Genomic DNA, 25270 nt, shown 5'->3' with positions numbered 1-25270 from the left:
AAAATAACGTATAGAAAGAAGAAGGACTTGCAGGAGGAAGGAGGATATAGATGTCCGAACAACATAGCAAATACAATGATTCAAGGCTTGTCACAATAGATGAGCAAATATGTGCACTTTTGCAGCAACGAAAAGAGCAAGCTGCTCTTACTCCAGGCTTGCCTTCGGATGATACCATTTCGAAATGGGCACAGCAATATGGTTTCGATGATACTTTTTTAGCATTGTTCTTCCAATTGATTAAATCAGAAAAATACTATACTTCAAAGGTAGAACCTTCAGGCTTCCGTCACTATATCCCTGTATTGAAAACGGTAGCAAAGGGAGAGCGTTTGTATACGGTTTCTTATGTTCGTCAATATGACAATGCAAGTGTGGTGCAATTATTAATCGATTGGGATGAGCAGCAAGAACCTCAGCTAACGATTCAGCAAAAATTAGAACGAAAACATTTTGGTCTATACATTGATGCGTCCTATGAATGCCGAAGTAAAGGTACAGGTGGCTCAAATGGACATGAAAGCAGTACGTATGTGGTGACACCACCCTTGCCAGATGATTTAAGGGGACTTCATTTTGTTTTTACAGAATACGAGGATGCCTTTGAAGAAAAGCCGACAGGGTGGGCTATCACCATACAAGGTTAGGGGGATATTTAATGAAAAAATGGATGTTTCCACTTACCCTCATCATCCTATTGACAGCTTGTCAAAGTCCCAAGCAGGAGATACATTATATCGCCAAAAGTGAGCATTGGAAAGCCATCTATCATAGTAATGGTGAGGTGGGCTTACGCTTATTTTATCTGGGAGATGATGATGATTTGGGGCCTTTAGAAATTACAATTGAGGGGACAAAAGAATCCCAAAATTTAAGTGATGTTCAGTTAAATAAAGATGGCTATTATTCCTTCACAAAAAAAGAAAGTGAGAAAATCTTTAAACGAGAAACAAAGCCAATGATCCATGTAGAATGGCAATCTGAAGATGAGACCTTAGAAGTGAAAAATCATTAGGAGATAATAATAAAATGCGAATTGAACAGCGCGAAGATATAGTGATTATTGATGGGCTAGAAATCATCGGTACGATTCAAAAAAATCAACAATGCCCGAGTTGTCAAAATTCCATCATCTATGATGACACGTTTGATAGTTATTTTTGTGCGATGTGTAATGAGTGGCAAGAGGAGGCATGTGATGACCCGCATTGTCACTATTGTGTTCAACGTCCAGAACGCCCATTGCAAGTCCGTCGCTAAATTTTTTTCTTTTTTAGTGTTTGACAAAGAATTCACTATTCGTTATAGTAATTAACAATTTCATACAAAATGAAATGGGCAATGATAAGGACAAGAGATGCGATTAACCATTTATAGAGAGGGGGGCCTTGGCTGCAAGCTTCCTAATGTCGTACTCCCATCTTACTACCTTGGAGCCGTGCTTGGAAACTTGCACCGTTTTTTGCGGCGTTACAGCAAAATCAATGAGCCACTAGCTTATAAACTAGTGGGAATTTGGGTGGAACCACGGGTAATCAACACATACTCGTCCCTTCTTAGGGGCGGATATGTGTTTTTTTTATCTACACAATTATGCCAAGGTGTAATTGATTTTATTACTAAAAGGAGTAGAGAAACATGTCAAATCAACGTATTCACATTCAATTTCCAGATGGTCAACAACAAGCATTTACTAAAGGTGTGACACTAACCGATATTGCACAAGCGATTCGTCCAGAGCTTCGTAAAAAGGCAGTCGCAGGGAGTGTTAACGGAACCATCATTGATTTGACGCGCCCGATTATGGAAGATGCACAAATTACATTGTACGATGCAAGCTCAAAGGAAGGGATCGAGGTCATTCGCCATTCTACGGCCCATTTATTAGCTCAGGCAATTAAACGACTTTATCCACATGCACAATTTGGAGTAGGACCAGTCATTGAAAATGGCTTTTATTATGATATAGATATTGCTGATACACTGACACCGAGTGATTTACAGCAAATTGAAAAGAAAATGAAACAAATTGTACAGGAAAATATCCCGATTCATAGACGCGAGGTTTCACGTGAAGAAGCAAAGCAATTATTCGCCCATGATGCGTTAAAGCTAGAGCTGTTGGAGGCAATTCCTGCAGATGAGCTAGTTACGATTTATGAGCAGGGAGATTTTTATGATTTATGTCGTGGGCCACATGTCCCGTCTACAGGCAAATTACAGCATTTTAAATTAATGCATGTGTCAGGCGCTTACTGGCGAGGCGATAGCAAGAATCAAATGCTTCAGCGTATTTATGGCGTTGCCTTTGCTACAAAAGAGGAACTGCGCGATCATTTTATCTTCTTGGAGGAAGCAGAAAAGCGAAATCATCGCAAGCTAGGTAAAGAGCTATCGTTATTTATGTTTTCAGAGGAAGCACCTGGCATGCCCTTCTATTTAGCCAATGGTCAAATTTTACGCAATGAACTGGAATCGTATTTGCGACATTTACAAGCAAAATATGACTATAGGGAAGTACGAACACCGCTGATGATGAACCAACGCTTATGGGAGCAGTCAGGTCACTGGGATCATTATAAGGACAATATGTATTTCACACAGGTGGATGACCAAAGCTTTGCCTTAAAGCCGATGAACTGTCCTGGGCATATGCTGATTTTCAAAAATGCCTTACATTCCTATCGGGATTTACCTATACGTATGGCAGAATTTGGGCAAGTGCACCGACATGAATTTAGTGGCGCCTTGAATGGTCTGTTACGTGTACGAACTTTTTGTCAGGATGATGCCCATATTTTTGCAACACCACAGCAAATTGAGGATGAAATTGCACTGGCCTTAAAGATTATAGATGAAGTGTACAGCGTCTTTGGATTTGCGTATACGATTGAATTATCGACACGACCAGATGATTATATGGGTGATTTGGCACTGTGGGATCAAGCAGAAGCAGCACTTGAAAATGTCCTAAACAATTTAGGTATTGCCTATACAATTAATGCAGGGGACGGGGCTTTCTATGGACCGAAAATTGACATCCATATTAAAGATGCGATTCAGCGCAGTCATCAATGTGCAACGGTTCAACTTGATTTCCAGCTACCAGAGAAATTTGATTTAACGTATATTAATGAGCACAATGAAAGGGTGAGACCTGTTGTCATCCATCGTGCAGTGTTTGGCTCAATTGATCGCTTCTTAGGTATTTTAATCGAGCATTTTGGCGGAGCATTTCCAACTTGGCTGGCACCACAGCAAGTCCAAGTGATTGGGGTAGCAGAGGCACATCAAGGCTATGCCAAGAAAGTTGTTGAAGCTTTACAACAGGCAGAAATCCGTGTGCAATTAGATGACCGTCAAGAAAAGCTCGGCAAAAAGATACGAGAAGCCCAATTGCAAAAAATACCATATATTGTGGTTATCGGTGATCGTGAGGTTGCCAACCGAACTGTAGCTGTTCGCAGACATGGTCAGCAAAATTCCCCTGATAAGTCACTACAGCAATTAATAGAAGAAGTCACAGCAGCCATTCAACAAAAAAGTTTAGCTTAATTCAAGTAAAGAAAGCTTGCGATGAATGTTTGTCATTCATCGCAAGCTTTTTAATTGTTAAGAAATTTTTACTTCTATTTTTTTGAAATGACTACTAGAATCTACATGGTGTGCATACAATGAATTAAAGGTGCTTGGAACTTTCTTGAAAAAGCGAATGTCCCAGTATTACTTCTTGTGTTTCAGCGTCGATGACAAGAAATTTGCGATAGGATTCATCGGTATTGTGCTGAAAGGATGCTAAAAAATAAACTTGTCGATTGGGATGAATAAAAGTATGTTGAGAGAGGTCTATTGTTTCCTGTTTACCATCTGTTTGTAAATAAAAACGTTTTGTCGCATTTGCTACATCTTTAAAAGCCATCTTTTGACGAATATTCAATGAAGCATTGGTATATTCCTCATAAATCGCACGATTAAGCTGCTGATAAAATGTGTCCTCATCACGAAACGATTGAAATTGGTTGTTTGGGTATTGATATAGTGTATTTATTTCAGTTGGTGTGCAAAGTGTGGGTGATGTATGGTCTACTGAATGTTGAGGTGGCAATAATATTTTGGAAACAACCATAAAAGTTAAGATGAATACGTGCATCATTCAACCTCCAAATGTTTTCTTATCAAAAACATCGCCTACTTTTTCATTCTCTATACATTCTGAGAAATGGCTAGGTGAATGCATGTATCATCCCCGATAAAACCAGCCAATAAAACATGGCCTGGCTTTATCATATCTATACTTTCTTCTATTATATGCCTCGTTATGATTAGGAAGCTTGTGCTTGTTTTAAATATCTATTAAGTAAGACATCCAATTCTTGACTGTAATCTACTACAATAGGGTGGGTGAAACCAAGATCCTTTGCTTTTTTATACATAATTCTTCGTTTGATCTCAATTTCCGCCTTCAAGAATTGTTTAAGTAATAAGTTAACCAAGATATTTTCCTCCTAATTTTTTATCCATATTCTTGAAATAAATTTTTATGACCTCGATTCAACTTTTTCATTGTATATCACTTATATTAAAAAAAATGTCACATTGTGTATCGTTTCTTAAATTCGTAATTTAGTCATAGATAAGGTACTTCATCCTATTTAGCTCGATTGAAAATTTTTATGTATTATAGATAAATAATACTGTGAATTTCCCTTTTTATATAATTTAATACATGACTTAAAACCCTATTCATGTGCTGGATAGGGTTATTCACGTTCTTTGTTTTAGAAAATATTAAGGGGAAAATAGAGAAGTCTTAAGTCTTTTATACTAAGAAAAAAGTTGTGATTAGAGATTGAATTTTCCGATAATTAAGCATGGAATTCATATCTTGTCACATTTTAGCAAATTCCCTTTTTTGTTGTTTAGAAATGGGGACATTTCATTGTCTATGGTGAAATGTTGAGAATTTTTGAAATTAATGGAATAATGGGTGAGAGAAGAGGTGATGAAGCGGATTGATTGTTGGAATAAAGAGAGGCCTTTCAAGCTTTCTTAAACGCAGGTGAAATTCGTCCTTTACAAGCCATGATGCATTCCTCACAAAAGAATTGTTTGAGCGAATTCACTTACGTATTTCATTATAGATTTTTTGATCGAATAGTGATTAATGAATCGAGCACCCCTGATTTACAGGTCGTTCAACTGAAAATTTCCGTTGGGAGTCAGCGCTATATCAAAACATATGCCCTGCAATTTGGAAGGTTCATTTAGCTAAAGATCAAAGAGGAGAAACAGATGACTGAAATTTATTTTGTTAGACACGCACATGCTCATTATTCAGAGGATGAATATCATCGTCCACTATCTGCTCAGGGACAAAGGGATGCAGAGTGTGTCACAAATCTTTTGAAGCATCATCGAATCGACGCAGTTTATGCTAGTCCTTATCGTAGAGCCATTCAAACAGTGGAGGGGATTGCACAGGCGCGTCATTTACCCATCCAAACGATAGATGCTTTAAAAGAAAGACAACTTGCTACTGGGAAGCTGGAGGATTTTCATGCAGCAGTTCAACGGGTGTGGCAGGAGCCAAGCTTTGCATGGGCAGGTGGGGAGTCCAATCAACAGGCAATGGCTCGCGCTATTCCAAGTTTGCGAAACATCCTTCTCACGCATCCACAGGAGTCTGTCGTTATCGGTACACATGGCAATATCATGGCATTGATGATGCAATATTTTGATGCCCAGTACGATTATGCATTTTGGCAAACGTTAAGTATGCCAGATATCTATCGATTAGCCTTTCAAGGTCTATCCTTACAGGAAGTAACACGCGTGTGGCAAGAGGACTGAACAAAAAAAGAGATACTACAGCAATCATAGTATCTCTCTTGTGCTATTCTATTAATTCCTCTCCCAATCGGAGCGTAAGAGGCCAAATAAAACTACGTCATGGAATGTACCGAAGCGGAAAATTTCTTGGCGTAAAATGCCTTCTTTTGTGAAGCCACATTTTTCATAGGAGCGAATAGCTGCTGGGTTAAAGCTAAAAACCTGAAGCTTGATTTTCTGAACAGCTATATATTGGAAGATAAAATCAATAAGCGTTTTCATTGCATCCGTGCCATAGCCCTTGCCGTGCCACTCTTTCCCAATTGAAATGCCCACTGAGCAAGTGCTATTTTGCCAATTCACTGCATAAACGCCACAGGAGCCTATTAACTGTTGTGACGCTTTTTCATAGATACCGAAAAAGTATTCCTCCTTCTTTCCGCTGATACTGTTAAAGAAAGCGGTGTGATCCTCTACAGTTTGTGGAAAGGGAATCTCATCATTAGCAAGTAGCAAAGAGGTGATTTCGCTTTCGATTGCTATAAAAGCCTCTAGGTCAGCAGTAGTCATTTGTTGTAAAGTGATCGATTGACCTGTTAAAAATGTTTTTAAATAATGTTCCATTATTGTATTCTCCCTTATATAAGGGCTGCAAGTAGCGTTACAACCCTACGATTGTTGGTAATATTTTCACGTCTACTGCATCTTTCACACTCATAAACCCACCCCTTTTTTGTGCATACTTCCATAGTAGCATGAGGGACTAAGAGAATGGAAGAAATTATGTTAAAATATGTCATAGTTAAAGAGAGAGAGGGATTAAGATGCGCACAACATATTTTGCGAATTTATTACAATACTTACCACAAGAAGAGCAGCAACAATTACAACAGGCTTTTGGTGCTTCAGAGACACAAATTCAGGCCTTGTTAGAAGTATTTCCGAACTGCCCACAAGCTTTGGTGGAGCTATTACAGGATGTCAATGGTACATATTATTGTCAGCATGGGCAAGAAACGATCTGTGTTTTAGTCCTAGGCTCTGATTTAGGGGATTATCCGTATTATTTAAAATCGGTGGAGCAAATCGTGAAAGATTATCATGATAAACGTGAAACAATTTATGAGCGCTATCAGGAATTTTTAGCGTATGTGGAAGTAGATGAAAAGATTAATATGCATGTCCCGTTAAATGAACGGCTCTGCTTTGCTGATTGTATGAATAATGGGGGCACATCAAGCCTATATATTGATTTTACGCCAAATGAAGCGGGACAAGTTGGCCAGGTGGTTCGTTATGTCCATGATCCTGATAGCTTTGAGGTGATTGCAGCTTCGTTTGAGGATTATTTACAGCAACTTATAGAGGGAGACTATGAATTCACCGCTATTTACGAGGAGGAATTCGAGTGACTATGCAGCTCATGTTCTATGAGGACAAAGCAAAAAATTTAGTAGAACAATATACCCTAACAGAAGAGCAGCTACGCTATACAAAGTCTCCAAAAGAAAGCATTGCACTTGCTAAGCAGGATAATAGTCGACATGCCATTTTAGCAATGGACGGTAACAAGCTAGTCACGTTCTTTGTCTTACATGAAAAAGAGGGGGTGACGCCTTACTCCTCTAATGAACAGGCGCTATTAATCCGTTCCTTTTCCACTGATTTTTATGAGCAGGGCAAAGGCTATGCCAAGACAGCACTTCAATTATTGCCTGACTTTGTTCGCAAGCATTTCCCATACATCAATGAGCTGGTGCTTGGGGTCAATGTACCAAATAGAGCTGCTCAAGAACTTTATAAGCGATGTGGCTTTGTCGATGAAGGCAGACAGGCAATGGGACTTCGAGATGAGCTAAAGGTGATGAGCTATTATATGAAGGAGGTTGAAAATTGAGCCATCATATAATTGAAGCAAGAATGGAGCATTTACAAGCACTTTGTACAATGGATCAAGAAGTAATTGGAGATTCATCCAGAGCGGAAGAAATTCAGCAAGCTATCAAAGAGAAACGCTGTTTGCTATACCAATCCGCCGATACCATTGGGGGGTTTTTGCTATTTAGCAATGACTTTTTTGGCTATAGCTTTATTTCCTTAGTCATTGTCAAGCCGTCCGAGCGAAGAAAGGGGATCGCATCGGCCTTAATGACCGCTTATATCCAAATGGCTAAAACAGCAAAGGTTTTCTCCTCTACAAATCAGTCCAATAGGCGTATGCACCAGCTTTTTCATAACCTAGGCTTTGTCAAAAGCGGTTTTATCGACAACTTGGATGAGGGAGACCCGGAAATTATTTATATGAAACAAGCCTCACCACAAACATAGGGTGAGGCTTTCGTTTATTTTTTTGCTTTGATGAATAAAAAGGATGGCCTGCGTAGTTCCTTTTCAATAGAAGGAAGTTGTTGAATGGCTGCTGTGCTTGGAATTGGTTCTACGATTTTATCAATGGTTAACCCATGGGTAATCAATGTATTGACCAGTGTCGCTATAGTGCGATGATATTTGACAACACCATCCACCAACCATGTTTGCTCACGCAAGCCTTCTTCCTGGTAATGATCCACAGCATAGTGTAAACGTTGATGATTGTCATCATATACCCAATTATCATCCGTTGTATGACGAGCTGTAGCAATAGGATGCTCCACAGAGAAGATAAATACACCGTTAGGACGTAGCATGTGAGCAATTTGACCAATGACCGCATCGAAATCTTTGACATAATGAAGAGATAGGGAGCTGGTTATACAATCAAAGCTAGCCGAAGGAGCTTCATAATCCTCTATTGCCTGTAGCCGATAGTCAATTTGTGGGTGGGCATGCTCCTGTTTAGCGACGGACAGCATATTGCTCGAAACATCTAATGCGGTTACGTGCTTGGCTTGATGGTCGATACAATACTTGGCGAAATCCCCCATACCACAGCCAATATCGAGTACCTGTAAATTTGTCAACGGTGGAAGTAAAGCCTTCATCGTGGGCTGCTCCAAAAGACGGTTATAATTAGATGCTTTTTGTCTCAATGTCTTGTATTGATGAAAAAATATCGGATTATCATAAATATTTTGTTTCATTAAAAGCCTCCAGTTTATGAAACATAACGTTATGTTATTTGTGCGCATCATTATTGTCCCATGTAGATAGAAAAAGAAATAGACTTTTATTACAATTTTTTGTAAGATGTAGATAGAGGCATACCATTTTTTGATACAGTCATCTTCCATTTAATGGGATATTTTATCGTTCCCTCTACATAATGATTGATCCTACCAAGCACATCCCCATTTCCATGTCATAAAAATGTAACAATTTGAAAAAATAAAAATATTTAAAGGGAAAACATGGCACTTCTTACACGCTATAACGTTCTTACTATTTGGAAGCATATTCCGAAAAAGAGACGTTGGAGGGATTCTATTGAATCAAGAAAGTTTATTATCCATTAGTAGCAATGCCTTATTTATTGCCTTTATTCTACTACTCATTGCTATTGTGCCATTAGGGCTAGCAGTCAAATCAAAGAGAAAAACATTCGGTAAGCTAGGACTATTGCTCACTTATATAGCCTTTGCCCTACAGCTCGTGTACTTTGTTGTCAGATGGATGGCGGTTGACCATGCACCTGTCAGTAATATGTATGAATTTATGACGTTCTTTGGCATCATGCTTACAGGAAGTTACTTAATTATCCATTTCTTATATAAGCAAATCGTGGTTGGCTTATTCACGATTCCTGTATCCTTAATCATCCTTGGTTATGGAAGCGTTTTCGCGAAGGAAGTATCGCCGCTTGTTCCATCATTACAAAGTCACTGGTTAACAATTCATGTCATGACTGTGGCCTTTTCTAGTGCCATTTTATCTGTATCCTTTGCTACAGGTTTAATTTACTTATTAAGAACGCTGGATGTTTCCAAAAAAACTATCAGTACATACGGTCTTGAGTTTGTGTTGTATTGTTTGGTGGTTGTCATTGGCTTTATTGGCGTATCGACGTTTTTCAGCCTTGCCACAGAAGAGGTGCAGGTACAATTCGATAATGCACAGGGACAGCAAGAAAAAGCCACTTACTCCATGATGCCCCTGATTGTCAGTAAAGGAGCCGTCACCGAGAAGGGTGAAGCAATCGGTGGTGTCGAAATCACAAATAAAATAGATGCCAAGAAATTAAACTCGATTGTCTGGGCATTTATCGTGGGTACTATTTTATATGGTGTCATTCGATTCATCACAAGAAAATCAGTGAGTGCCTTATTAAAGCCATGGACAAGCCGCGTACAGCCACAATTAATGGATGAGATTTCCTATCGCGCAGTTGTTATCGGCTTCCCATTATTTGCATTAGGTGGCCTGCTATTCGCCATGATTTGGGCGCAAATTGCCTGGAGTCGCTATTGGGGCTGGGACCCGAAAGAGGTGTGGGCATTAATTACCTTTTTATTCTACGCAGCCTTCCTCCATTTTCGCTTATCCAAAGGCTGGGAAGGAGAAAAAACAGCCTGGTTGGCCATCATCGGCTTCGGCATTATTGTGTTCAACCAAGTATTTGTCAATCTAGTCATTGCCGGCTTACATTCTTATGCCTAGTTAGAGGTAGGGGGTCTTGACTCCTAAGTAATCCTGACTGAGTGAGGAGGAGCCCGAAGTCTAAAGTGAGGAGAGAGCGCTCAAACTAGTCAGAGAACCTCTTAGCTTTGGCCATCCTATTCTTCTTATTAAAATATTCAACCGAAAAAAGCATTACGAAATGCATGTAGCACTTCGTAATGCTTTTTATTAATTATTTTTTGCGAAGTAGTCTAGCGTTGCTTGACCTAAAACGTTGGCGGCAATTCGTAATGAGCGCTCGTCGATATCGAATTTTGGATGATGGTGTGGATAGACTTCCTCCCAATCAGGGTTTTTCGCCCCTGTGAAGAAAAACGCACCGGGGATTTCCTCTAAGAAATAGGCAAAGTCCTCACCGCCCATATTGGGATCAACTATTTCAACAGTCTCAACATCTGCAATTTTCTCTGCGGACGCCATTATATGCTCAGTCTCTGCATCATGGTTCACAACAGGCGGATAGCCTCGCACATATTCATACTCGTAATCGGCTTTTGTTAAATAACAAGTTGCCTTTAAAAGCTCTTCGATTTCATGCTCTAACAAACTACGCTCCTCCTCGTGGAAAGTGCGCACCGTACCCTTCATGTACACTTGATCAGCAATGACGTTGAATGGATTTAATGCCTCAATATGGCCAATTGATACTACTGCTGGACGTAATGGGTTGATGCGACGTGCCACAAGCTGCTGTAAATTTGTAATAAACTGAGCTGCAAGGACAATGGAGTCCTTGGTGTCACTTGGGTTTGAACCATGGCCGCCCTTGCCTTTTATCGTTATATAAATACCATCTGCTGCAGCCATTAATGGTCCTTTAGCTGTTTGCACTTTGCCAAGATCAGTGGGTGCCCATAAATGTGTCCCAAAAATAACATCTACACCTTCTAAGCAGCCATCTCTAATCATCGAAATAGCTCCACCTGGCGCAAGCTCCTCAGCATGCTGATGAATAAAGACGATTGTTCCTTCTAAATCATCCTTCATTTGATTAAACGCCTTCGCTAAGATTAAGAGGGAAGCTGTGTGTCCATCATGGCCACAAGCATGCATACGCCCTTTAATTTTCGATTGGAAAGGTAAGCCGGTTTCTTCCGTAATGGCTAAAGCATCAAAGTCTGCTCGTAACGCTACTGTTTTCCCTGGTTTTCCACCAACTAGCTTTGCCACAACTCCATTGCCACCTACACCTTCACGAACCTCATGACCTAATGCACGATGAAAGGCAGCAATGGTTTTTGGCGTTTCAACTTCCTCAAAGGAAAGCTCAGGATTTTCATGGAAATGACGACGAAGCTGTATTGTCTCTTCTTCATAATGTTTTAATAAATCTGCTAACTGTTGTTGTAATGTTGTCATTCTCTAACACTCCTTATTTTAAGTAAATATAATCTCCAGGGCCAAGCGGTAAACCTAGTAGGAACCAAATGGCGAAGAGGATAATCCAACCGATTGCGAAAAACACCGAGAACGGTAATAAAGAAGAGATAAGCGTACCTATACCGATATTTTTATCATAGCGCTTTGCAAAAGATAGTAAAATTGCGAAATACGGTAACATAGGGGTAATTGGATTTGTAATCGAATCCCCTACACGATAGGCCATCTGCGTAACCGCTGGGGAATAGCCTAAATATAAGAACATTGGTACGAAAATTGGTGCAAGTAAAGCCCATTTTGCAGAAGCACTGGCGATTAATAGGTTGACAAAGGCACATATTAAAACAAAACCTATCATCATTGGTAAACCTGTAAAATTCAATGCTTGTAAAAGCTCTGCACCTTTAATGGCTAAAATAGAACCAATATTGCTCCAGTTGAAAAAGGCAATCATTTGTGAAGCGGCAAATGCTAATACAATAAATGGTGCCATATCTGCAATGGATTTAAAAATTTTCTCTGCAACTTCCTTATCGTTTTTAACCTCCTTCGCTGCTATCCCATAGGCAAGCCCAGGTAATAGGAAGAAGAATAACATGATAGGTACAATGCCTGCCATGAAAGGTGAGTTTAAAAAGCCACCTGTGGCGGGATCTCGTAAAAGACCGTTCGAAGGTATGACTGTAAAAGCAATGACTAAAATATAAACTAGCGTTACGATTCCAGCCCACTTTAATCCTCTCTTCTCTAAAGCTGTCAATGGCTCTAGCTTTTCAATTTCACCGTGAAACGAACCAAAGCGAGGCTCTGTAAACTTCTTTGCAACCCATGTACCAATAATGACTAATAAAAACGTCGAAGCAATTAAGAAATAGTAGTTCATCGTTGCACGACCAGTGTACGCGGGGTCTGCTATTTGTGCTGCTGATTCTGTAATCCCTAATAATAATACATCTAGAGAGCTAATTAATATGTTCGCACTGAAGCCTCCAGCTACAGCTGCATATGTAATAATTAAGCCTGCTAATGGATTTCGACCAATACTCATAAAAATCATGGCTGCAATTGGTGGTAAAATGATAAATGCCGCGTCAGCCGCTAAGTTACCAACTAAACCTGTAAAAATGATAAAAGGTACAATTAATTTTGTAGGTGCTGACATCACAATTTTCTTCATGACAGCTGAAATTAAGCCTGTTTGCTCAGCTAAACCAATACCAATCATGGTCACGATTACTAGCCCTAATGGAGCGAAACCTGTAAATGTTGAAACCATCTGCGTTAAAATTAAGATAAGTCCTTCTTGACTTAGCAAATTTTTTACTTGAATGACATCTTCGGTCCCAGGTTGAACTGCTGAAATACCGAGCATGGATAAAACCCATGATAAAACTAGTACTATACCTGCTAGAATAATAAATAACGTGATAGGGTCTGGTAGCTTATTACCTGCACGCTCGATTTTATCTAACATATTGTCAATCCAAGATTTTTTCTTAATTGTTTGTGAATTCCCTTGCATAAATTTCATCTCCTTTTATACTTTATTAGACTTAACCTTTAAAAATCCAATGTCTCTATTTTAAGACATCGAAAATCTATGTCCTTTATACAAAGAAACCATATTTTCTGACTATTTTCAATATTTATTTTTTATTAAGGAGCTATATGTATGTATAAAATTAATGTTTTTACCGCTAAACGCTCACTTTCATGGGTTCAACAGCTTGAAAAAATTAAACCCTCTTTTTGTGAATTTCATTACTATGCTTATACTGATTTTGAACATTTGAATGAGCTTTTAGAAAAGTATTTGGAAGGGGGAGATGGAGCGCTTTTTAGCGGACAAATTCCATATTTTTATGCTCAAACGCATTTTCAAGAAGCAACGGTACCCATGCATTATTTTGATATTTCAGAGCGTGATTTTTACCGTACCGTTACGGAGCTTTTTTATGAGAAAAAGATTGCTATGAATCGCATTGCCATCGACTTTTGCTATGAGGAAAACGGCTATTTGGGCATTCATGAATGGTCGATAGGAAAAAAACCTTATCTTTTTAGCCAAACGATGAGCGAGTACGCAAGTAGCGATATTGTCGATAAAGCTGCTGAATGGCATCTACAATTGCATAAGGAAAACAAAGTTGATTTGAGCTTTACCCGCATTGCAGAAATACGTGAGCGCTTAGCTGATCAAAATATACCATTTATCGCTTTTTACCCGTCTCAATATGCCATGCAATTAACATTAGATCATTTTCTCAATCAACTGCGAATTCGACAGCTTAACCAAAATAAAGTAGTGGTAGTGCATATTTTAATTCCGATAGATAAATCGAATATAGAAGACCTAGAATATCGGCAAATTGCCTTATATAAAACTATATTAGATTTCAAACAACTGTATGCTAGCTCATTTATCGTACATCGTGAGGCATCGTTTATTGCAATTATCACGACGTATAAGCAATTTTTAAGTACAACGAATCGTTATTCACATTGTCATTTAGTTGATTTTTTAAATGAGAAGCTATCGTTTCCTGTCAGAATAGGGTGGGGAATTGGTGACTCACTAATTGAAAGTCAGGAGTTTGCTAAAAAAGCCGCAACCCTCTGCTCTTCAAAGGAAACACAGGGATACATTATTGAAAATTCACGAGAAATTGGGCCTTTACTATATGGAACGATGCTACAGTTTGACGATGAAAAACAACAGCATCTAAAAAATTTAAGTACGACATATGATATTCCCTTATTACAATTACAAAAAATAGAAGCGATGCTGGAAAAACTAACGACAACGATCGTCAGTGGAGAACTGCTCAGTACACATCTTGGCATTACGGTACGCTCTGCAAACCGTATTTTAAAGCAGCTCCATGAGAAAAATTTAGCACACGAATTACCAAGCAACACGTCCACCACGCGTGGACGCCCAAAAAAGTATTATCAAATTCATTTATATTAGTCAGGATGGAATGGTTCATACGGTGGGGCTACCTGTGCAAGTTGATAGGATGAATAAATCCTGACACAGGAAAAAGAGACATCCATTTACGAATGTCTCTTTTTATATGCACGTCTATGTTAAGTGAAGATTATAGTTTCACTACATTCGTTGCTTGAGGTCCACGGCTGCCTTCTTCTACGCCGAATTCAACTTTTTGGCCCTCTTCTAAAGTTTTGAAGCCATCAGATTGGATAGCTGAGAAATGTACGAATACATCATTGCCACCTTCAACTGCGATGAAGCCAAAACCTTTTTCTGCGTTAAACCATTTTACTGTACCTTGTGTCATGTAAACACCCTCCCAAAAAAATTCAACAATCAATTGCTTCTATCACATATAAAAAACGTATTCAAAAGCTCGTATTACTTTTGAATACGTGTTTTTAATCATAGCAATGAAGTAATGTAATTATTACCCTTATTATAGTACAGAATTGTTTGTATATCCAGTAAATTCCGTTTTTAGTAAGGAAAAATTTACATTTGTAATCTAATAGTAAAGAAACGCTATTTCCTCATTATTTAATCCATGCTTTTTCCTTCGCAACAATGACAGCCTCTGCCCGCGATTCTACATTCAGCTTGACGAATAGCTTCGATAAATAGTTCTCCACCGTGCGCTGGGTGACACCAATTGCAGAGGCGATGGCTTTATTTGTACAGCCTTGGGCAACGAGCTGTAGTATTTCCTGTTCCTTATCGCTCAGTAGAACCTCCTGCTGCACATTCGGCAGGTTGGTGCGTTGCTGAACAAAGTCTAAGAAATCGGCTGCTAGTAAAATCTCACCTCTTATGGCTGCTTGAATGGTTTGGATCACTTGCTCCTTTGTCGCTAGCTTTGATAATAGACCGTCAATTTTTTTCTCAATCAATAGCTCATAATAATCGGAAAGTTCGTAGCCTGTGTAAAGAATAATCAATGCATCTGCTTGTTTTTTCTTAATCATCTCTGATAGTTGAATGCCGTTGATTGGCTTCATATTGATATCAATGAGAAACAACTGAAAGGTAGCTGTATCCATTCTTGATAAAACGGCTGCGCAATCCTGTTCTGTTTCGATTTGAACATTGGCTAAATCCTGCAACAATGTTTTCGTACCATCTAAAACGACAGGATGGTCATCTATAATAAGTATGTTCATCATATGAATCCCCGTCCTCTTGTATTTGTATATAAATATGCATGCCCTCGTTAAGGCTCGATTGAATGGTAATGTCACCATTAAAAGCACGGACACGTTCGCGAATGCCATTAATGCCCATTGATGCAGAGGACTGTATTAAATCGTCAATGTCGCAGCCTATACCATTATCATCGTATCGAAGGATAAAGCCTTGAGGGATTGCTTGTAATTGAAGCGAAACCTCTGTTGCTTCAGCATGCTTGATTGCATTATTTAACAGCTCCTGAACAAGACGATAGACTACGAGATGCAGGGTGACATCCTGAAATTCTACACGATCAATTTGGGCGCTTAATAAAAAATCAGCCCTTATTTTTACCTTTTGAATGAGTTTTTTTAATGCCATTTGTAAACCAAAGGTATCCAATAGTGGGGGACTTAAGTTCTCGCAATATTCTCGTAAGTCCTTCGTTGCATTCAATAGCTGCTCGCGTATAGCTAGCACGGTCTCCTTCTGAATAGTAGGGGAGCCAGCTAGGACATCAAGTTCTCTGGCTAAATGAAGCTGCTCCTGCAAAATGGTATCATGTAATTCCTGTGCTAAAATACTCTTTTCCTTCTCAATAATATTCCATAGCAATTTATCGAGCCAAGGAAGCGGTGTATCACTGGTATTTTTTATATGCTGAATTTCACGCACTAAATCCTCAATTTGCTGTAAGTTATTGATAAACATGGACACATACAGTGCAAGCAATTCTAACCAAAGCAGCTCTTCCTTTTGCAGAGCATGGCGTATTTCTAACATAATCTTTTCCTCACCAGCATCATGTAACAGTAATTGCGGATAGTAGCTTACATGCTGTGGAGAATCGTCTGTTATTGTCCGGATATGAAACGCTGTGGTTCCAAGCTTCTCGGTGATTTCATATTTAAAACGATCCAATAATTCTTGTTGGTTTTTTGCTTTGCCCATACGCTGAACGGCTGCATATAAATTATGTACATAATTTCCAGTAGAAGAGAAGATAATTTTTCGATACTTAAAATCAATGCGTTCTTTTATATAAAAGCTTGCAATGATCACCATAAAGACAAGTAAAAAAATACTTGTGACATGGACGATGGATAGCTCCCCCATGAATAACAGGGCAATCCCTGCTGTCAACAGAAGCGCACTGAAAAAGGCTAGCGTTGAATAATAGCGTAATCGTGATAATTGGTATTCAATATCGAATAATCGTTCGTTCACCTGAATGAACAGAAAAGAGAACGGAATAAATAATAAAAACAATGCGGCGATTTCAGCGTGTAATATCGGCTTATGTCCTAATATTTCAGGTGTAACGAAGAATAATAAAAAGGGTAAAAACGGCACGATAAAGGCAAGCGCAATTAAACGAATTTTGGCCAATTTAGTACGTAAATAACTCGTTACTAAAATAAAAATTGCATAGACTACCAGGACAGCAAATAAACTTAGGTTCAATATAGGTGTGAACTCACGTAATGATGGCTCAACTTCCTCCATTAGATAAAAGCCAGGGATGAACAGTATTAATAAGTACAGCCATTTGCTGTGAGGGTAGGTCCACTTAATTTGTAGGTATTTGAAAAAGTGTTGTAAAAAGTGAATAAAGAGAACCATGCATAAAATAATACAGCTACTAATGACAAACATCCCAATCATATTTCCTCTAGCTGATGCGCCAGTACTGATATAGGCGGTCGAACAAGTTAATAAAAATAGGATCAATAAAAACGTTGAAAGATTATTTTGATTGCGTCGCCAAACATAAAGTGCGACACCAAAAGCTAGGAAAAAATAAAAGATAGGGAACAAAATTTGCAAATATAATTCTTCTGGCATGTCTCGATGTTTGACAGCAATGGTTTGAATACTCTTATCAGCCTTTTGGATCGTTAATGCATTGGCGCTTCTAACGATCATTTGCTGTTGAACGTAGCGATTCTCCATGGCTGGCTGCCCATCGATAGCCACAATAATATCCCCTTTTTCAATATTTTTTTGCTCTGCCCATAGAGGGTAATAGCTATCCACAAAAACAGGCTGACCTTTTGTCGTATCGAGAGTGAGACTCACAAAGGGTGTTTTGATGGTAATACCTAACACATAAATACCGAGTATTAAGTATGTAAGAAAAATACAATAAGTACATTTTTTCATTGTTAAACCTCTAATTTGCTTATGATCATAATCTCCTATATATTATCGCTAATTATTGATAAATTTGGAATACCGAAATAACGAGTTTCGGAAAACCACTATTGTTTTTTCGGAATAACGAAATAGTGTTTTCGGACATGGCTATGATAGGGTAAATTTAATCATTAGTGACGAATAGGGGGACTTCTGCGTGAAAAAAGGCATTTTAACACTTTTACTTTTTTTTCTCATCGCTATGATCACCATTCCATTGACCACGAAGGCCAAAACGGTGAATCAGGATAAAGTCGAGGTAGAAATTGGTCTCATAGGTAGTGATCATCATTTTGTCTATAAGATTCCGAAGCATTTACATAAGGATATGCCCTATACAGAAATGAAAAATGGCATTCAAGCTTCCTTAGCTAATCATTGGAAAATTGGTGAGACTCGTTATGAGGCCAATAAATCCGATGTTGCCTATACCTTTTATATTCAGGATTTATTTCAAGAAAAGCAGGATGGTCAGCTAAAAGTAGCCATTCCCTATCGTCATCTAGTAGGGATGTTTGGCGAGCAAGATCCTATTCAATTGCGTATTTTAGCAAGTAAATTATCCAAGTGGACTGTCAATACAAAGGATTGGACAGCGCTTGGCTTTATGGAGCCCTTTACTTTTTTAAGTGAACGTGAATATGTCTATGAGGGGGCAGTCCAAGAGTTATTAAACCAAAGAGTGGGCCATTTTGATGGCACCATTCAAAAAAGTCAGTTGCTTTTATACAGTGTCATTTATTTTTGCTTTATGGCTATCCAACTGCTTGCTTGTCTTATTTTATCCAGACGGTTAAAAAGGAAAATCATTAAAAACCCAGACAATATGCATCAGTTCCGTAAACTCAATTACCTGTATCAATTGGTGCCGATTTTGATCATTGTCGCACAAATCGTGTTCCTTGTATTATCGGGTCTGATTACAGCATTTGGATTATACTTTAGTCCTGGCATTGATTTATTAGTGATTGTTGGACCTGTTTTATTAAATATCATCCTGCTGCCCACTTTTTTTGTCACAACAGAGAGTGAAATTTCAAGGGAGCTCAACAATAATTCGTTGTGAAATGGTATAATGATCAACAGCAAACTTGAAGGAGCTGTTGAAGAAAAATGACGCATCCAGAATTCGCGTACTTAAATTTACTACAACATATATTAGAAAATGGCACAAAGAAAGAGGACCGAACGGGGACAGGTACATACAGTGTCTTTGGGTATCAAATGCGTTTTGATTTAAGCAAAGGTTTTCCTCTTCTAACGACAAAGCGTGTGCCCTTTAAGCTTGTAGCAAGTGAATTATTATGGTTCATTAAAGGGGATACCAATATCCGTTACCTATTGCAGCATAATAACCACATCTGGGATGAATGGGCATTTAAAAAATGGGTGGAATCTAATGAGTATAAAGGTCCTGATATGACAGATTTTGGTCGACGCTGTTTAGTAGACGAGTCATTTAACGCATTGTATCAAAAAGAACTTGCCTCATTTTGTGAACGTGTCTTAACAGACGATGACTTTGCACAGCAATATGGAGATCTCGGAAATGTCTATGGCAAACAATGGCGCCATTGGACAACCTCTGATGGCGATAGCCTTGATCAGCTACAGGATGTCATTCATCAGATTAAGCATCAACCTGATTCACGCCGTATCATTGTCAATGCATGGAATCCTGAGGATGTCATTAATGCGGGCGCAAAGGGCAGTAAAGCTGCATTACCACCGTGCCATGTGATGTTCCAATTTTATGTAGCAAATGGTAAATTAAGCTGCCAGTTAATGCAAAGAAGCCTTGATACATTATTAGGCTGTCCATTCAATATTGCGTCTTACGCCTTATTAACACATTTGATCGCACATGAGTGTGGCCTAGAGGTTGGCGAATTTATTCATAGCATTGGGGATGCACATATTTATGCAAACCATGTGGAGCAAGTGAAAGAACAGCTATCACGTGAGCCAAGAAACCTACCAACATTGCACATCAATCCAAATAAAGCATCCATCTTTGATATAGAGCTTGAGGATTTATCGATTGAAGGATATGATCCACATCCTGCGATTAAAGCACCAATTGCCGTATAATGCTAACAGCAGCCATTTTGGTTGCTGTTTTTTTCAAACAAAGATCTAGGTCTAACTATTTGTTTTACGTAATAGGCAAGTAGTTGGATGACTGGATGAAAAGAATTTGATTATAGTTATTATGGTATAATTAGCATTATTTGGTATAATGGGAATAGTCCATTATATTGTAGGGGTGATAGTTGTGAAAAATACAATGGTACTTCTAGTAGATGAATATGATCGACAGCAAAGCGAGCCAGAACAAAGCATGGGTTCTGTGCAACATGCATATTCTTGTAACAAGATCGAATTGTCGCAGCAACAAATTCAAGAAATGATGCAAATCATCGAAGAGATTCGTTTGAAAGGTTATAAAGATACACTATAAATGTAAGCGCCTCCTAAGCTATAATGGCTATGGAGGTGTTTTTTTATGAACGTTATTTTTATCGATTCTTATTCTGGGGAAGAGCTGCTACATATGGTGTCACAAGATGTAGCAGGCATTTTGGCAGCAGCGCAAGGAGAAAGTGTGACATTTCCTGTAGGTCACTTTAAATATGAATTTCATAATTTAGATTTTTATGAGGACAACGGTCAAATACGACAGGAATTAGTCATTTACGTAAAAAAAATATAAGCGATACATTAGCAACAGCATAACGGGGAACAATATATACAGGTGACAGGGCTTGACTTTTTTGTACACCTGTAACTATAATAGTTACAACAGGTGGTGATACATATGGTGAACAGTCGATTTTCGGTGGCGATCCATATTCTTTCGCTCATTGCTACAACCTCTGATAAAAGTCTCCTTACGTCCGATTTTATAGCTGGTAGTGTGAATACCAATCCAGTAGTCGTAAGAAGAATGATTGGTGTGCTAAAAAAAGCTGGCTTACTTTCTTCTCATTCTGGCATGGCTGGCTATGAGCTATTAGTAGAGCCAAAGGATTTAACACTGCTAGCGATTTATCAGGCAATTGATGGGCCAGAGCAGTTATTTGCCATTCATGATGAGCCCAATCCAGCGTGTGCAGTAGGTCAAAAAATCAAGCATACATTAGAGGGTGTCTATACATCTGTGTGGCTGGCAATGGAAGAGCAATTACAAGCACAGACGCTACAGGATGTGCTAGATCAGCTTCGTACTTAGACGGAGATGGTCTTCTTGTATCTAACCTGTAACTAAAATGGTTACAACTAAACCTTAGGAGGAATAAATCATGAAAATTGCCGTAATTGGTGCAACAGGAAAAGCTGGACAAAAAATAGTAGAGGAAGCGGTACAACGTGGTCATGAGGTCACAGCCATCGTTCGTTCAGCAGCAAAAGTGACAGCTGCTATTCCAGTAATTGAAAAAGATGTGTTTGATGTGACGCAAGATGATGTAAAAGGCTTCGATGTCGTTGTCAATGCATTCGGTGCTCCAGCTGGACAAGAAGATTTACATGTCAAAGCGGGTCGTCATTTGATCTCGATTTTCCAAGGTATTCCTACAAAATTAGTGGTTGTAGGGGGAGCGGGCAGCCTATTTGTGGACCCAGAGAAAAAAGTGCGTGTGATGGATACACCAGATTTCCCAGCCATGTATTTAGCAACAGCGCAAAATCAAGGACAAAACCTACAGGATTTACAACAATCATCCATTACTTGGACATTTATTAGTCCATCTGCATTTTTCGATCCAGAAGGACCACGTACAGGTCACTATACCGCAGGAGTCGACCACTTATTAGTAAATGACGCGGGGGAAAGCTATGTCAGCTACGCCGATTACGCAGTGGCTGTCGTCGATGAATTAGAAAACCCACAGCACGTTAATAGCCGTTTCACAGTAACGTCAAATAAATAATAAAATGCAACCGAGCGTAGGAAATGCGCTCGGTTTTTTGTGATTTTTTTGCTTTTTTGAAGGATTTTTTTCGTTTACAGAAAAATGACTGTTTACAATACGACTTTTATTAGCTACTATCAAGTGTGAGTATTACATAAAAGGAGACGACAATAATGTCAACACAACGAATAGAAAAAGATTTTTTAGGTGAGCGCGTATTACCAGCAGAGGCGTATTACGGAATTCAAACACTACGTGCTACGGAAAACTTCCCAATTACAGGCTACACAATTCACTCATCACTTATTAAAGCAATGGGGATTGTGAAGAAGGCAGCTGCATTAAGTAATATGGAAGTACACCTATTATCAAAAGAAATTGGTGAGGCAATTGTCGAAGCAGCGCAAGAAGTGATTGATGGCAAATGGGATGCTGAATTTATTGTAGACCCAATTCAAGGTGGTGCAGGTACATCCATCAATATGAATGCCAATGAGGTCATCGCTAACCGTGCCCTAGAAATTTTAGGGAAAGAAAAAGGTGACTATCACACAGTAAGCCCAAACAGTCATGTCAATATGTCACAATCAACAAATGATGCTTTCCCAACAGCTATTCATATCGCTGTGTTAAATTTAATAGATGAATTATTAGTAACGATGGATTATATGCAATCCGTTTTCCATCAAAAAGCAGAGCAATTTGCTCATGTCATTAAAATGGGACGTACGCATTTACAGGATGCCGTGCCAATCCGCTTAGGACAAGAGTTTGAAGCTTATTGCCGCGTGATCAACCGTGACATCGTACGCATTCGTCAAACTCGCCCGAATTTATATGATGTGAACATGGGTGCAACGGCTGTCGGAACAGGCTTAAATGCCTTCCCAGACTACATTAAATCTGTTGATGAGCATCTTGCTGAAATTTCTGGTTTACCATTAAAAGGTGCAACACATTTAGTGGATGCAACACAAAATACAGATGCCTACACAGAAGTATCAGGCGCTTTAAAAATCTGTATGATTAATATGTCTAAAATTGCTAATGACTTGCGTTTAATGGCTTCTGGTCCTCGCGCAGGCTTAGGAGAAATCCTGTTACCAGCTCGTCAACCAGGTTCTTCAATTATGCCAGGTAAAGTTAACCCAGTTATGCCTGAGGTGCTGAATCAAGTAGCCTTCCAAGTAATTGGGAATGACCATACAATTTCTCTAGCATCGGAAGCTGGTCAATTAGAATTAAACGTAATGGAGCCTGTATTAGTGTTCAACCTAATCCAATCGATTAGCATTATGAATAATGTATTCCGTGCGTTTACAGAAAACTGCTTAAAAGATATTGAAGCAAATGAAGAGCGCATGAAAGAATATGTAGAAAAAAGTGTAGGCGTGCTAACCGCAGTTAACCCTCACATCGGTTATGAAGTAGCTGCTCGTCTAGCACGTGAAGCTATTTTAACAGGTCGTTCAATTCGTGAGCTTTGCATTGAAGAAGGCGTCCTAACAAAAGAACAATTAGACTTAATTTTAGATCCATATGAAATGACACACCCAGGTATTGCGGGTTCAAGTATCATGAAATTAAAATAAAACAGGCAGTAATGGACTGTAGACATGCCCTAAAAGGCTGTCTATAGTCTTTTTTTGTAGACCTTTTCTCATATAAAATAGAGCGTATCCTTATGTATTTTAGGATTATTCAACTATAATAATGGTATGGAAGACATATTTTAGTTGGGGGAATTTGTAATGAGTTTACGAAAAAAGAGTTTACTTGGCTTTTCCGTTTTAAATGTTTTAATGATCGTTATTTTATTTATCGATTTAGCCAATGTAACGACATTAGATTGGTTTTCTACCGTGTTAACGATTGTAGGAATTGCTATTACACTATCTTACACAGTGTATGTCCACTACAAAGTGATACAGCCTATCAAACAAATCACAGAGGCTGCACAAGGAATTACGGCAGGTCAATTAGATACCGTTGTCATTGAGGTTCGTGATAATGGTGAAATTTCTCAACTAGCACAATCCTTTTTAGAGATGCAGGAACAATTACGAACAATGACACAAAAAATTGCGCACAGCTCTACAGATTTATCGGCAAGCATCGAGGAATTATCTGCGAGTACGAATGAAATTACACTTGCTGTGGAAGAAGTAGATCAACAAATGGAGAAGACGTCAGAGGGCTTGAAGCAAGCAGCACAATCGGCTAATGATAGTGCTAAATCTATGCAAGAAACCGTTGATGGCATTGAGCGAATTACAGTAGCCACACAAGATGTGTTTGTGCATGCGAAAGATGCTAGCGAGATAGCAGGAAATGGTGCAAATATTTTACATGTGGCAAAAGAGCAAATGCAATTTATTTCCTCTTCAACAGAAAAAACAAGTGGATTGATGCAGCAATTATCCCTTAAAATGTCAGATATTAAATCAATGACAGATATGATTACTACCATTACAGATCAAACAAATCTACTAGCATTAAATGCGGCCATAGAAGCAGCACGCGCTGGGGAGCATGGTAAAGGCTTCGCCGTTGTAGCTGAAGAAGTGCGTCAATTAGCAGAACAATCAAAGCACTCTGCTACGCAAATTGTGGATTTAGTTGTAGGAATAGAAAGTGATACAAAACAAGTAGCCTCATCAGTAGAAGATGATTTGAAAAATGTTCAACAAGGAGTGTATGTCATTGACGAAGCGACAAAATCATTTGGCACAATTTCACAGCATGTTAGTCAGATGACAAGTCAGCTGGAGGATATTTCGACGACAGCTGAGCAGCTTTCAAGTAGCGCCAATGAAGTGGCATCCACTGTGACAACCATCGCAGCTGGCATGGGCAAGCTATCGAATTATACAGAAGCTGTTTTACATTCAATGGATGAGCAAACAGCCTCAATGCAAGCAGTTAATCATGTCACACAGGATTTAAGTGTCCAAGCGGATAACTTACAAAAGTTAACAAATCAATTTCATGTCTAGGTAAAAAATTGATATTTTCAAGATTTTTTAGCCCTGAAATAACTATCACATATTAATAATTTTATAAGTTTTTTAGTATAATTTTTATCTTCCTGTCACATATTCGAGAAGAGGCTTTTTTACAGACGACCAATTTTCTGTAAAATATGCCTCTTTTTTTATTATTTATTTAGTAAACT

At 38.8% G+C, this 25270-nt stretch carries 27 protein-coding genes; 18 read left to right on the top strand and 9 right to left on the bottom strand.

Translation table 11 applies throughout. The features are described from left to right. Positions 1 to 50: 50 nt before the first annotated feature. The 4 genes from VK91_RS17115 to thrS all read left to right on the top strand — a co-directional run bounded on the left by VK91_RS17115 (position 51) and on the right by thrS (position 3555). Positions 51 to 647 (top strand): hypothetical protein, encoded by a 597-nt coding sequence (locus VK91_RS17115; protein ID WP_048394530.1) that lies wholly within the window; start codon positions 51 to 53, stop codon positions 645 to 647. Between the two features lie 11 nt (positions 648 to 658). Continuing rightward, the gene (locus VK91_RS17110; protein ID WP_048394528.1) at positions 659 to 1015 is read left to right on the top strand and encodes a hypothetical protein; all 357 of its coding nucleotides are present in this window, start codon (positions 659 to 661) and stop codon (positions 1013 to 1015) included. A 14-nt stretch (positions 1016 to 1029) separates the two neighbouring features. After that, a complete protein-coding gene (locus tag VK91_RS17105) occupies positions 1030 to 1260 on the top strand; it encodes a hypothetical protein (protein WP_048394522.1) in 231 nt (76 codons plus the stop codon). Between the two features lie 378 nt (positions 1261 to 1638). Further along, positions 1639 to 3555 (top strand): threonine--tRNA ligase, encoded by a 1917-nt coding sequence (thrS, locus tag VK91_RS17100; protein ID WP_048394520.1) that lies wholly within the window; start codon positions 1639 to 1641, stop codon positions 3553 to 3555. 124 nt (positions 3556 to 3679) lie between these two features. Here thrS and VK91_RS17095 read toward each other — a convergent pair whose 3' ends face one another. Together VK91_RS17095 and VK91_RS17090 are read right to left on the bottom strand one after the other, a co-directional pair. Further along, complete coding sequence (locus VK91_RS17095; RefSeq protein ID WP_048394519.1) at positions 3680 to 4150, bottom strand: hypothetical protein; 471 nt, start codon at positions 4148 to 4150, stop codon at positions 3680 to 3682. Positions 4151 to 4322: 172 nt separating this feature from the next. Next, complete coding sequence (locus VK91_RS17090) at positions 4323 to 4493, bottom strand: aspartyl-phosphate phosphatase Spo0E family protein (protein ID WP_004230265.1); 171 nt, start codon at positions 4491 to 4493, stop codon at positions 4323 to 4325. Between the two features lie 799 nt (positions 4494 to 5292). Here VK91_RS17090 and VK91_RS17085 point away from each other — a divergent pair. Beyond that, positions 5293 to 5850, top strand: a complete 558-nt coding sequence (locus VK91_RS17085) for a histidine phosphatase family protein (protein WP_048394517.1) — start codon at positions 5293 to 5295, stop codon at positions 5848 to 5850. Positions 5851 to 5901: 51 nt separating this feature from the next. Here VK91_RS17085 and VK91_RS17080 read toward each other — a convergent pair whose 3' ends face one another. Beyond that, on the bottom strand, positions 5902 to 6453 hold the full coding sequence (locus VK91_RS17080; RefSeq protein ID WP_048394516.1) for a GNAT family N-acetyltransferase: 552 nt from the start codon (positions 6451 to 6453) through the stop codon (positions 5902 to 5904). A 200-nt stretch (positions 6454 to 6653) separates the two neighbouring features. Between VK91_RS17080 and VK91_RS17075 the strand changes: the two genes are divergently transcribed. Genes VK91_RS17075 through VK91_RS17065 form a run of 3 tightly spaced genes read left to right on the top strand, consistent with a single transcriptional unit; the run spans position 6654 to position 8157 of the window. Then, on the top strand, positions 6654 to 7241 hold the full coding sequence (locus VK91_RS17075) for an SMI1/KNR4 family protein (protein WP_048394514.1): 588 nt from the start codon (positions 6654 to 6656) through the stop codon (positions 7239 to 7241). Between the two features lie 2 nt (positions 7242 to 7243). Next, positions 7244 to 7726: a GNAT family N-acetyltransferase gene (locus VK91_RS17070; protein WP_048394606.1), complete on the top strand. Its 483-nt coding sequence runs from the start codon at positions 7244 to 7246 to the stop codon at positions 7724 to 7726. Next, positions 7723 to 8157: a GNAT family N-acetyltransferase gene (locus tag VK91_RS17065; protein WP_048394512.1), complete on the top strand. Its 435-nt coding sequence runs from the start codon at positions 7723 to 7725 to the stop codon at positions 8155 to 8157. The genes VK91_RS17070 and VK91_RS17065 overlap by 4 nt, the downstream gene beginning before the upstream one ends. A gap of 14 nt (positions 8158 to 8171) precedes the next feature. Here VK91_RS17065 and VK91_RS17060 read toward each other — a convergent pair whose 3' ends face one another. Next, on the bottom strand, positions 8172 to 8909 hold the full coding sequence (locus tag VK91_RS17060; RefSeq protein ID WP_048394510.1) for a bifunctional 2-polyprenyl-6-hydroxyphenol methylase/3-demethylubiquinol 3-O-methyltransferase UbiG: 738 nt from the start codon (positions 8907 to 8909) through the stop codon (positions 8172 to 8174). Between the two features lie 343 nt (positions 8910 to 9252). Between VK91_RS17060 and ccsB the strand changes: the two genes are divergently transcribed. Next, positions 9253 to 10422, top strand: coding sequence for a c-type cytochrome biogenesis protein CcsB (ccsB, locus tag VK91_RS17055; RefSeq protein WP_048394507.1), 1170 nt, complete (start codon positions 9253 to 9255; stop codon positions 10420 to 10422). A 189-nt stretch (positions 10423 to 10611) separates the two neighbouring features. Here the strand turns inward: ccsB and VK91_RS17050 are convergent, their stop codons facing one another. Next, entirely contained in the window at positions 10612 to 11802 is a 1191-nt protein-coding gene (locus tag VK91_RS17050; RefSeq protein ID WP_048394504.1) for an amidohydrolase, read from the bottom strand. Positions 11803 to 11815: 13 nt separating this feature from the next. After that, positions 11816 to 13345, bottom strand: a complete 1530-nt coding sequence (locus VK91_RS17045; protein ID WP_048394502.1) for an AbgT family transporter — start codon at positions 13343 to 13345, stop codon at positions 11816 to 11818. A gap of 150 nt (positions 13346 to 13495) precedes the next feature. Here VK91_RS17045 and VK91_RS17040 point away from each other — a divergent pair, with 150 nt between their 5' ends. Further along, positions 13496 to 14794 carry a hypothetical protein gene (locus tag VK91_RS17040; RefSeq protein WP_048394501.1) on the top strand — a complete coding sequence of 433 codons (1299 nt, stop codon included), beginning with the start codon at positions 13496 to 13498 and terminating at the stop codon, positions 14792 to 14794. Between the two features lie 130 nt (positions 14795 to 14924). Here VK91_RS17040 and VK91_RS17035 read toward each other — a convergent pair whose 3' ends face one another. From VK91_RS17035 to VK91_RS17025, 3 genes are all read right to left on the bottom strand, one after another. Next, positions 14925 to 15125 carry a cold-shock protein gene (locus VK91_RS17035; RefSeq protein ID WP_004230248.1) on the bottom strand — a complete coding sequence of 67 codons (201 nt, stop codon included), beginning with the start codon at positions 15123 to 15125 and terminating at the stop codon, positions 14925 to 14927. 229 nt (positions 15126 to 15354) lie between these two features. Continuing rightward, the gene (locus VK91_RS17030) at positions 15355 to 15981 is read right to left on the bottom strand and encodes a response regulator transcription factor (RefSeq protein ID WP_048394499.1); all 627 of its coding nucleotides are present in this window, start codon (positions 15979 to 15981) and stop codon (positions 15355 to 15357) included. Further along, a complete protein-coding gene (locus VK91_RS17025) occupies positions 15956 to 18148 on the bottom strand; it encodes an ATP-binding protein (protein WP_048394498.1) in 2193 nt (730 codons plus the stop codon). Before VK91_RS17025 ends, VK91_RS17030 begins: the two co-directional genes overlap by 26 nt. 190 nt (positions 18149 to 18338) lie before the next feature. Here VK91_RS17025 and VK91_RS17020 point away from each other — a divergent pair, with 190 nt between their 5' ends. The 8 genes from VK91_RS17020 to VK91_RS16985 all read left to right on the top strand — a co-directional run bounded on the left by VK91_RS17020 (position 18339) and on the right by VK91_RS16985 (position 25091). Next, on the top strand, positions 18339 to 19247 hold the full coding sequence (locus VK91_RS17020) for a hypothetical protein (RefSeq protein WP_048394496.1): 909 nt from the start codon (positions 18339 to 18341) through the stop codon (positions 19245 to 19247). 47 nt (positions 19248 to 19294) lie between these two features. Next, on the top strand, positions 19295 to 20272 hold the full coding sequence (locus tag VK91_RS17015) for a thymidylate synthase (protein ID WP_048394494.1): 978 nt from the start codon (positions 19295 to 19297) through the stop codon (positions 20270 to 20272). A gap of 184 nt (positions 20273 to 20456) precedes the next feature. Continuing rightward, a complete protein-coding gene (locus tag VK91_RS17010) occupies positions 20457 to 20642 on the top strand; it encodes a hypothetical protein (RefSeq protein ID WP_048394492.1) in 186 nt (61 codons plus the stop codon). Positions 20643 to 20687: 45 nt separating this feature from the next. After that, the gene (locus tag VK91_RS17005) at positions 20688 to 20894 is read left to right on the top strand and encodes a hypothetical protein (protein ID WP_036080672.1); all 207 of its coding nucleotides are present in this window, start codon (positions 20688 to 20690) and stop codon (positions 20892 to 20894) included. A gap of 105 nt (positions 20895 to 20999) precedes the next feature. Further along, entirely contained in the window at positions 21000 to 21413 is a 414-nt protein-coding gene (locus VK91_RS17000; RefSeq protein WP_048394490.1) for an Rrf2 family transcriptional regulator, read from the top strand. 70 nt (positions 21414 to 21483) lie between these two features. Beyond that, positions 21484 to 22113, top strand: a complete 630-nt coding sequence (locus VK91_RS16995) for an NAD(P)-dependent oxidoreductase (RefSeq protein WP_048394487.1) — start codon at positions 21484 to 21486, stop codon at positions 22111 to 22113. 155 nt (positions 22114 to 22268) lie between these two features. After that, complete coding sequence (gene aspA / locus VK91_RS16990) at positions 22269 to 23687, top strand: aspartate ammonia-lyase (RefSeq protein WP_004230240.1); 1419 nt, start codon at positions 22269 to 22271, stop codon at positions 23685 to 23687. Between the two features lie 159 nt (positions 23688 to 23846). Further along, entirely contained in the window at positions 23847 to 25091 is a 1245-nt protein-coding gene (locus tag VK91_RS16985; protein WP_048394485.1) for a methyl-accepting chemotaxis protein, read from the top strand. The last annotated feature ends 179 nt before the right edge of the window (positions 25092 to 25270 follow it).

Source organism: Lysinibacillus sp. LK3, from assembly GCF_001043675.1.
Lineage (GTDB): Bacteria > Bacillota > Bacilli > Bacillales_A > Planococcaceae > Lysinibacillus > Lysinibacillus capsici.
Note: the sequence above shows the minus strand (reverse complement) of the source record. Positions and strands in the feature narration are given on the sequence as shown.

Bases quoted from the DNA above. Each gene is read 5' to 3' on its own strand.
- VK91_RS17115 (WP_048394530.1), top strand. From the start codon at position 51: ATGTCCGAACAACATAGCAAATACAATGATTCAAGGCTTGTCACAATA.
- VK91_RS17075 (WP_048394514.1), top strand. From the start codon at position 6,654: ATGCGCACAACATATTTTGCGAATTTATTACAATACTTACCACAAGAA.
- VK91_RS17080 (WP_048394516.1), bottom strand. From the start codon at position 6,453: ATGGAACATTATTTAAAAACATTTTTAACAGGTCAATCGATCACTTTA.
- VK91_RS17095 (WP_048394519.1), bottom strand. From the start codon at position 4,150: ATGCACGTATTCATCTTAACTTTTATGGTTGTTTCCAAAATATTATTG.
- VK91_RS17040 (WP_048394501.1), top strand. From the start codon at position 13,496: ATGTATAAAATTAATGTTTTTACCGCTAAACGCTCACTTTCATGGGTT.
- VK91_RS17060 (WP_048394510.1), bottom strand. From the start codon at position 8,909: ATGAAACAAAATATTTATGATAATCCGATATTTTTTCATCAATACAAG.
- VK91_RS16995 (WP_048394487.1), top strand. From the start codon at position 21,484: ATGAAAATTGCCGTAATTGGTGCAACAGGAAAAGCTGGACAAAAAATA.
- VK91_RS17015 (WP_048394494.1), top strand. From the start codon at position 19,295: ATGACGCATCCAGAATTCGCGTACTTAAATTTACTACAACATATATTA.
- VK91_RS17005 (WP_036080672.1), top strand. From the start codon at position 20,688: ATGAACGTTATTTTTATCGATTCTTATTCTGGGGAAGAGCTGCTACAT.
- thrS (WP_048394520.1), top strand. From the start codon at position 1,639: ATGTCAAATCAACGTATTCACATTCAATTTCCAGATGGTCAACAACAA.
- VK91_RS17030 (WP_048394499.1), bottom strand. From the start codon at position 15,981: ATGATGAACATACTTATTATAGATGACCATCCTGTCGTTTTAGATGGT.
- VK91_RS17110 (WP_048394528.1), top strand. From the start codon at position 659: ATGAAAAAATGGATGTTTCCACTTACCCTCATCATCCTATTGACAGCT.
- VK91_RS17105 (WP_048394522.1), top strand. From the start codon at position 1,030: ATGCGAATTGAACAGCGCGAAGATATAGTGATTATTGATGGGCTAGAA.
- VK91_RS17035 (WP_004230248.1), bottom strand. From the start codon at position 15,125: ATGACACAAGGTACAGTAAAATGGTTTAACGCAGAAAAAGGTTTTGGC.
- VK91_RS17045 (WP_048394502.1), bottom strand. From the start codon at position 13,345: ATGCAAGGGAATTCACAAACAATTAAGAAAAAATCTTGGATTGACAAT.
- VK91_RS17000 (WP_048394490.1), top strand. From the start codon at position 21,000: ATGGTGAACAGTCGATTTTCGGTGGCGATCCATATTCTTTCGCTCATT.
- VK91_RS17050 (WP_048394504.1), bottom strand. From the start codon at position 11,802: ATGACAACATTACAACAACAGTTAGCAGATTTATTAAAACATTATGAA.
- VK91_RS17025 (WP_048394498.1), bottom strand. From the start codon at position 18,148: ATGAAAAAATGTACTTATTGTATTTTTCTTACATACTTAATACTCGGT.
- VK91_RS16985 (WP_048394485.1), top strand. From the start codon at position 23,847: ATGAGTTTACGAAAAAAGAGTTTACTTGGCTTTTCCGTTTTAAATGTT.
- aspA (WP_004230240.1), top strand. From the start codon at position 22,269: ATGTCAACACAACGAATAGAAAAAGATTTTTTAGGTGAGCGCGTATTA.
- VK91_RS17085 (WP_048394517.1), top strand. From the start codon at position 5,293: ATGACTGAAATTTATTTTGTTAGACACGCACATGCTCATTATTCAGAG.
- VK91_RS17070 (WP_048394606.1), top strand. From the start codon at position 7,244: ATGCAGCTCATGTTCTATGAGGACAAAGCAAAAAATTTAGTAGAACAA.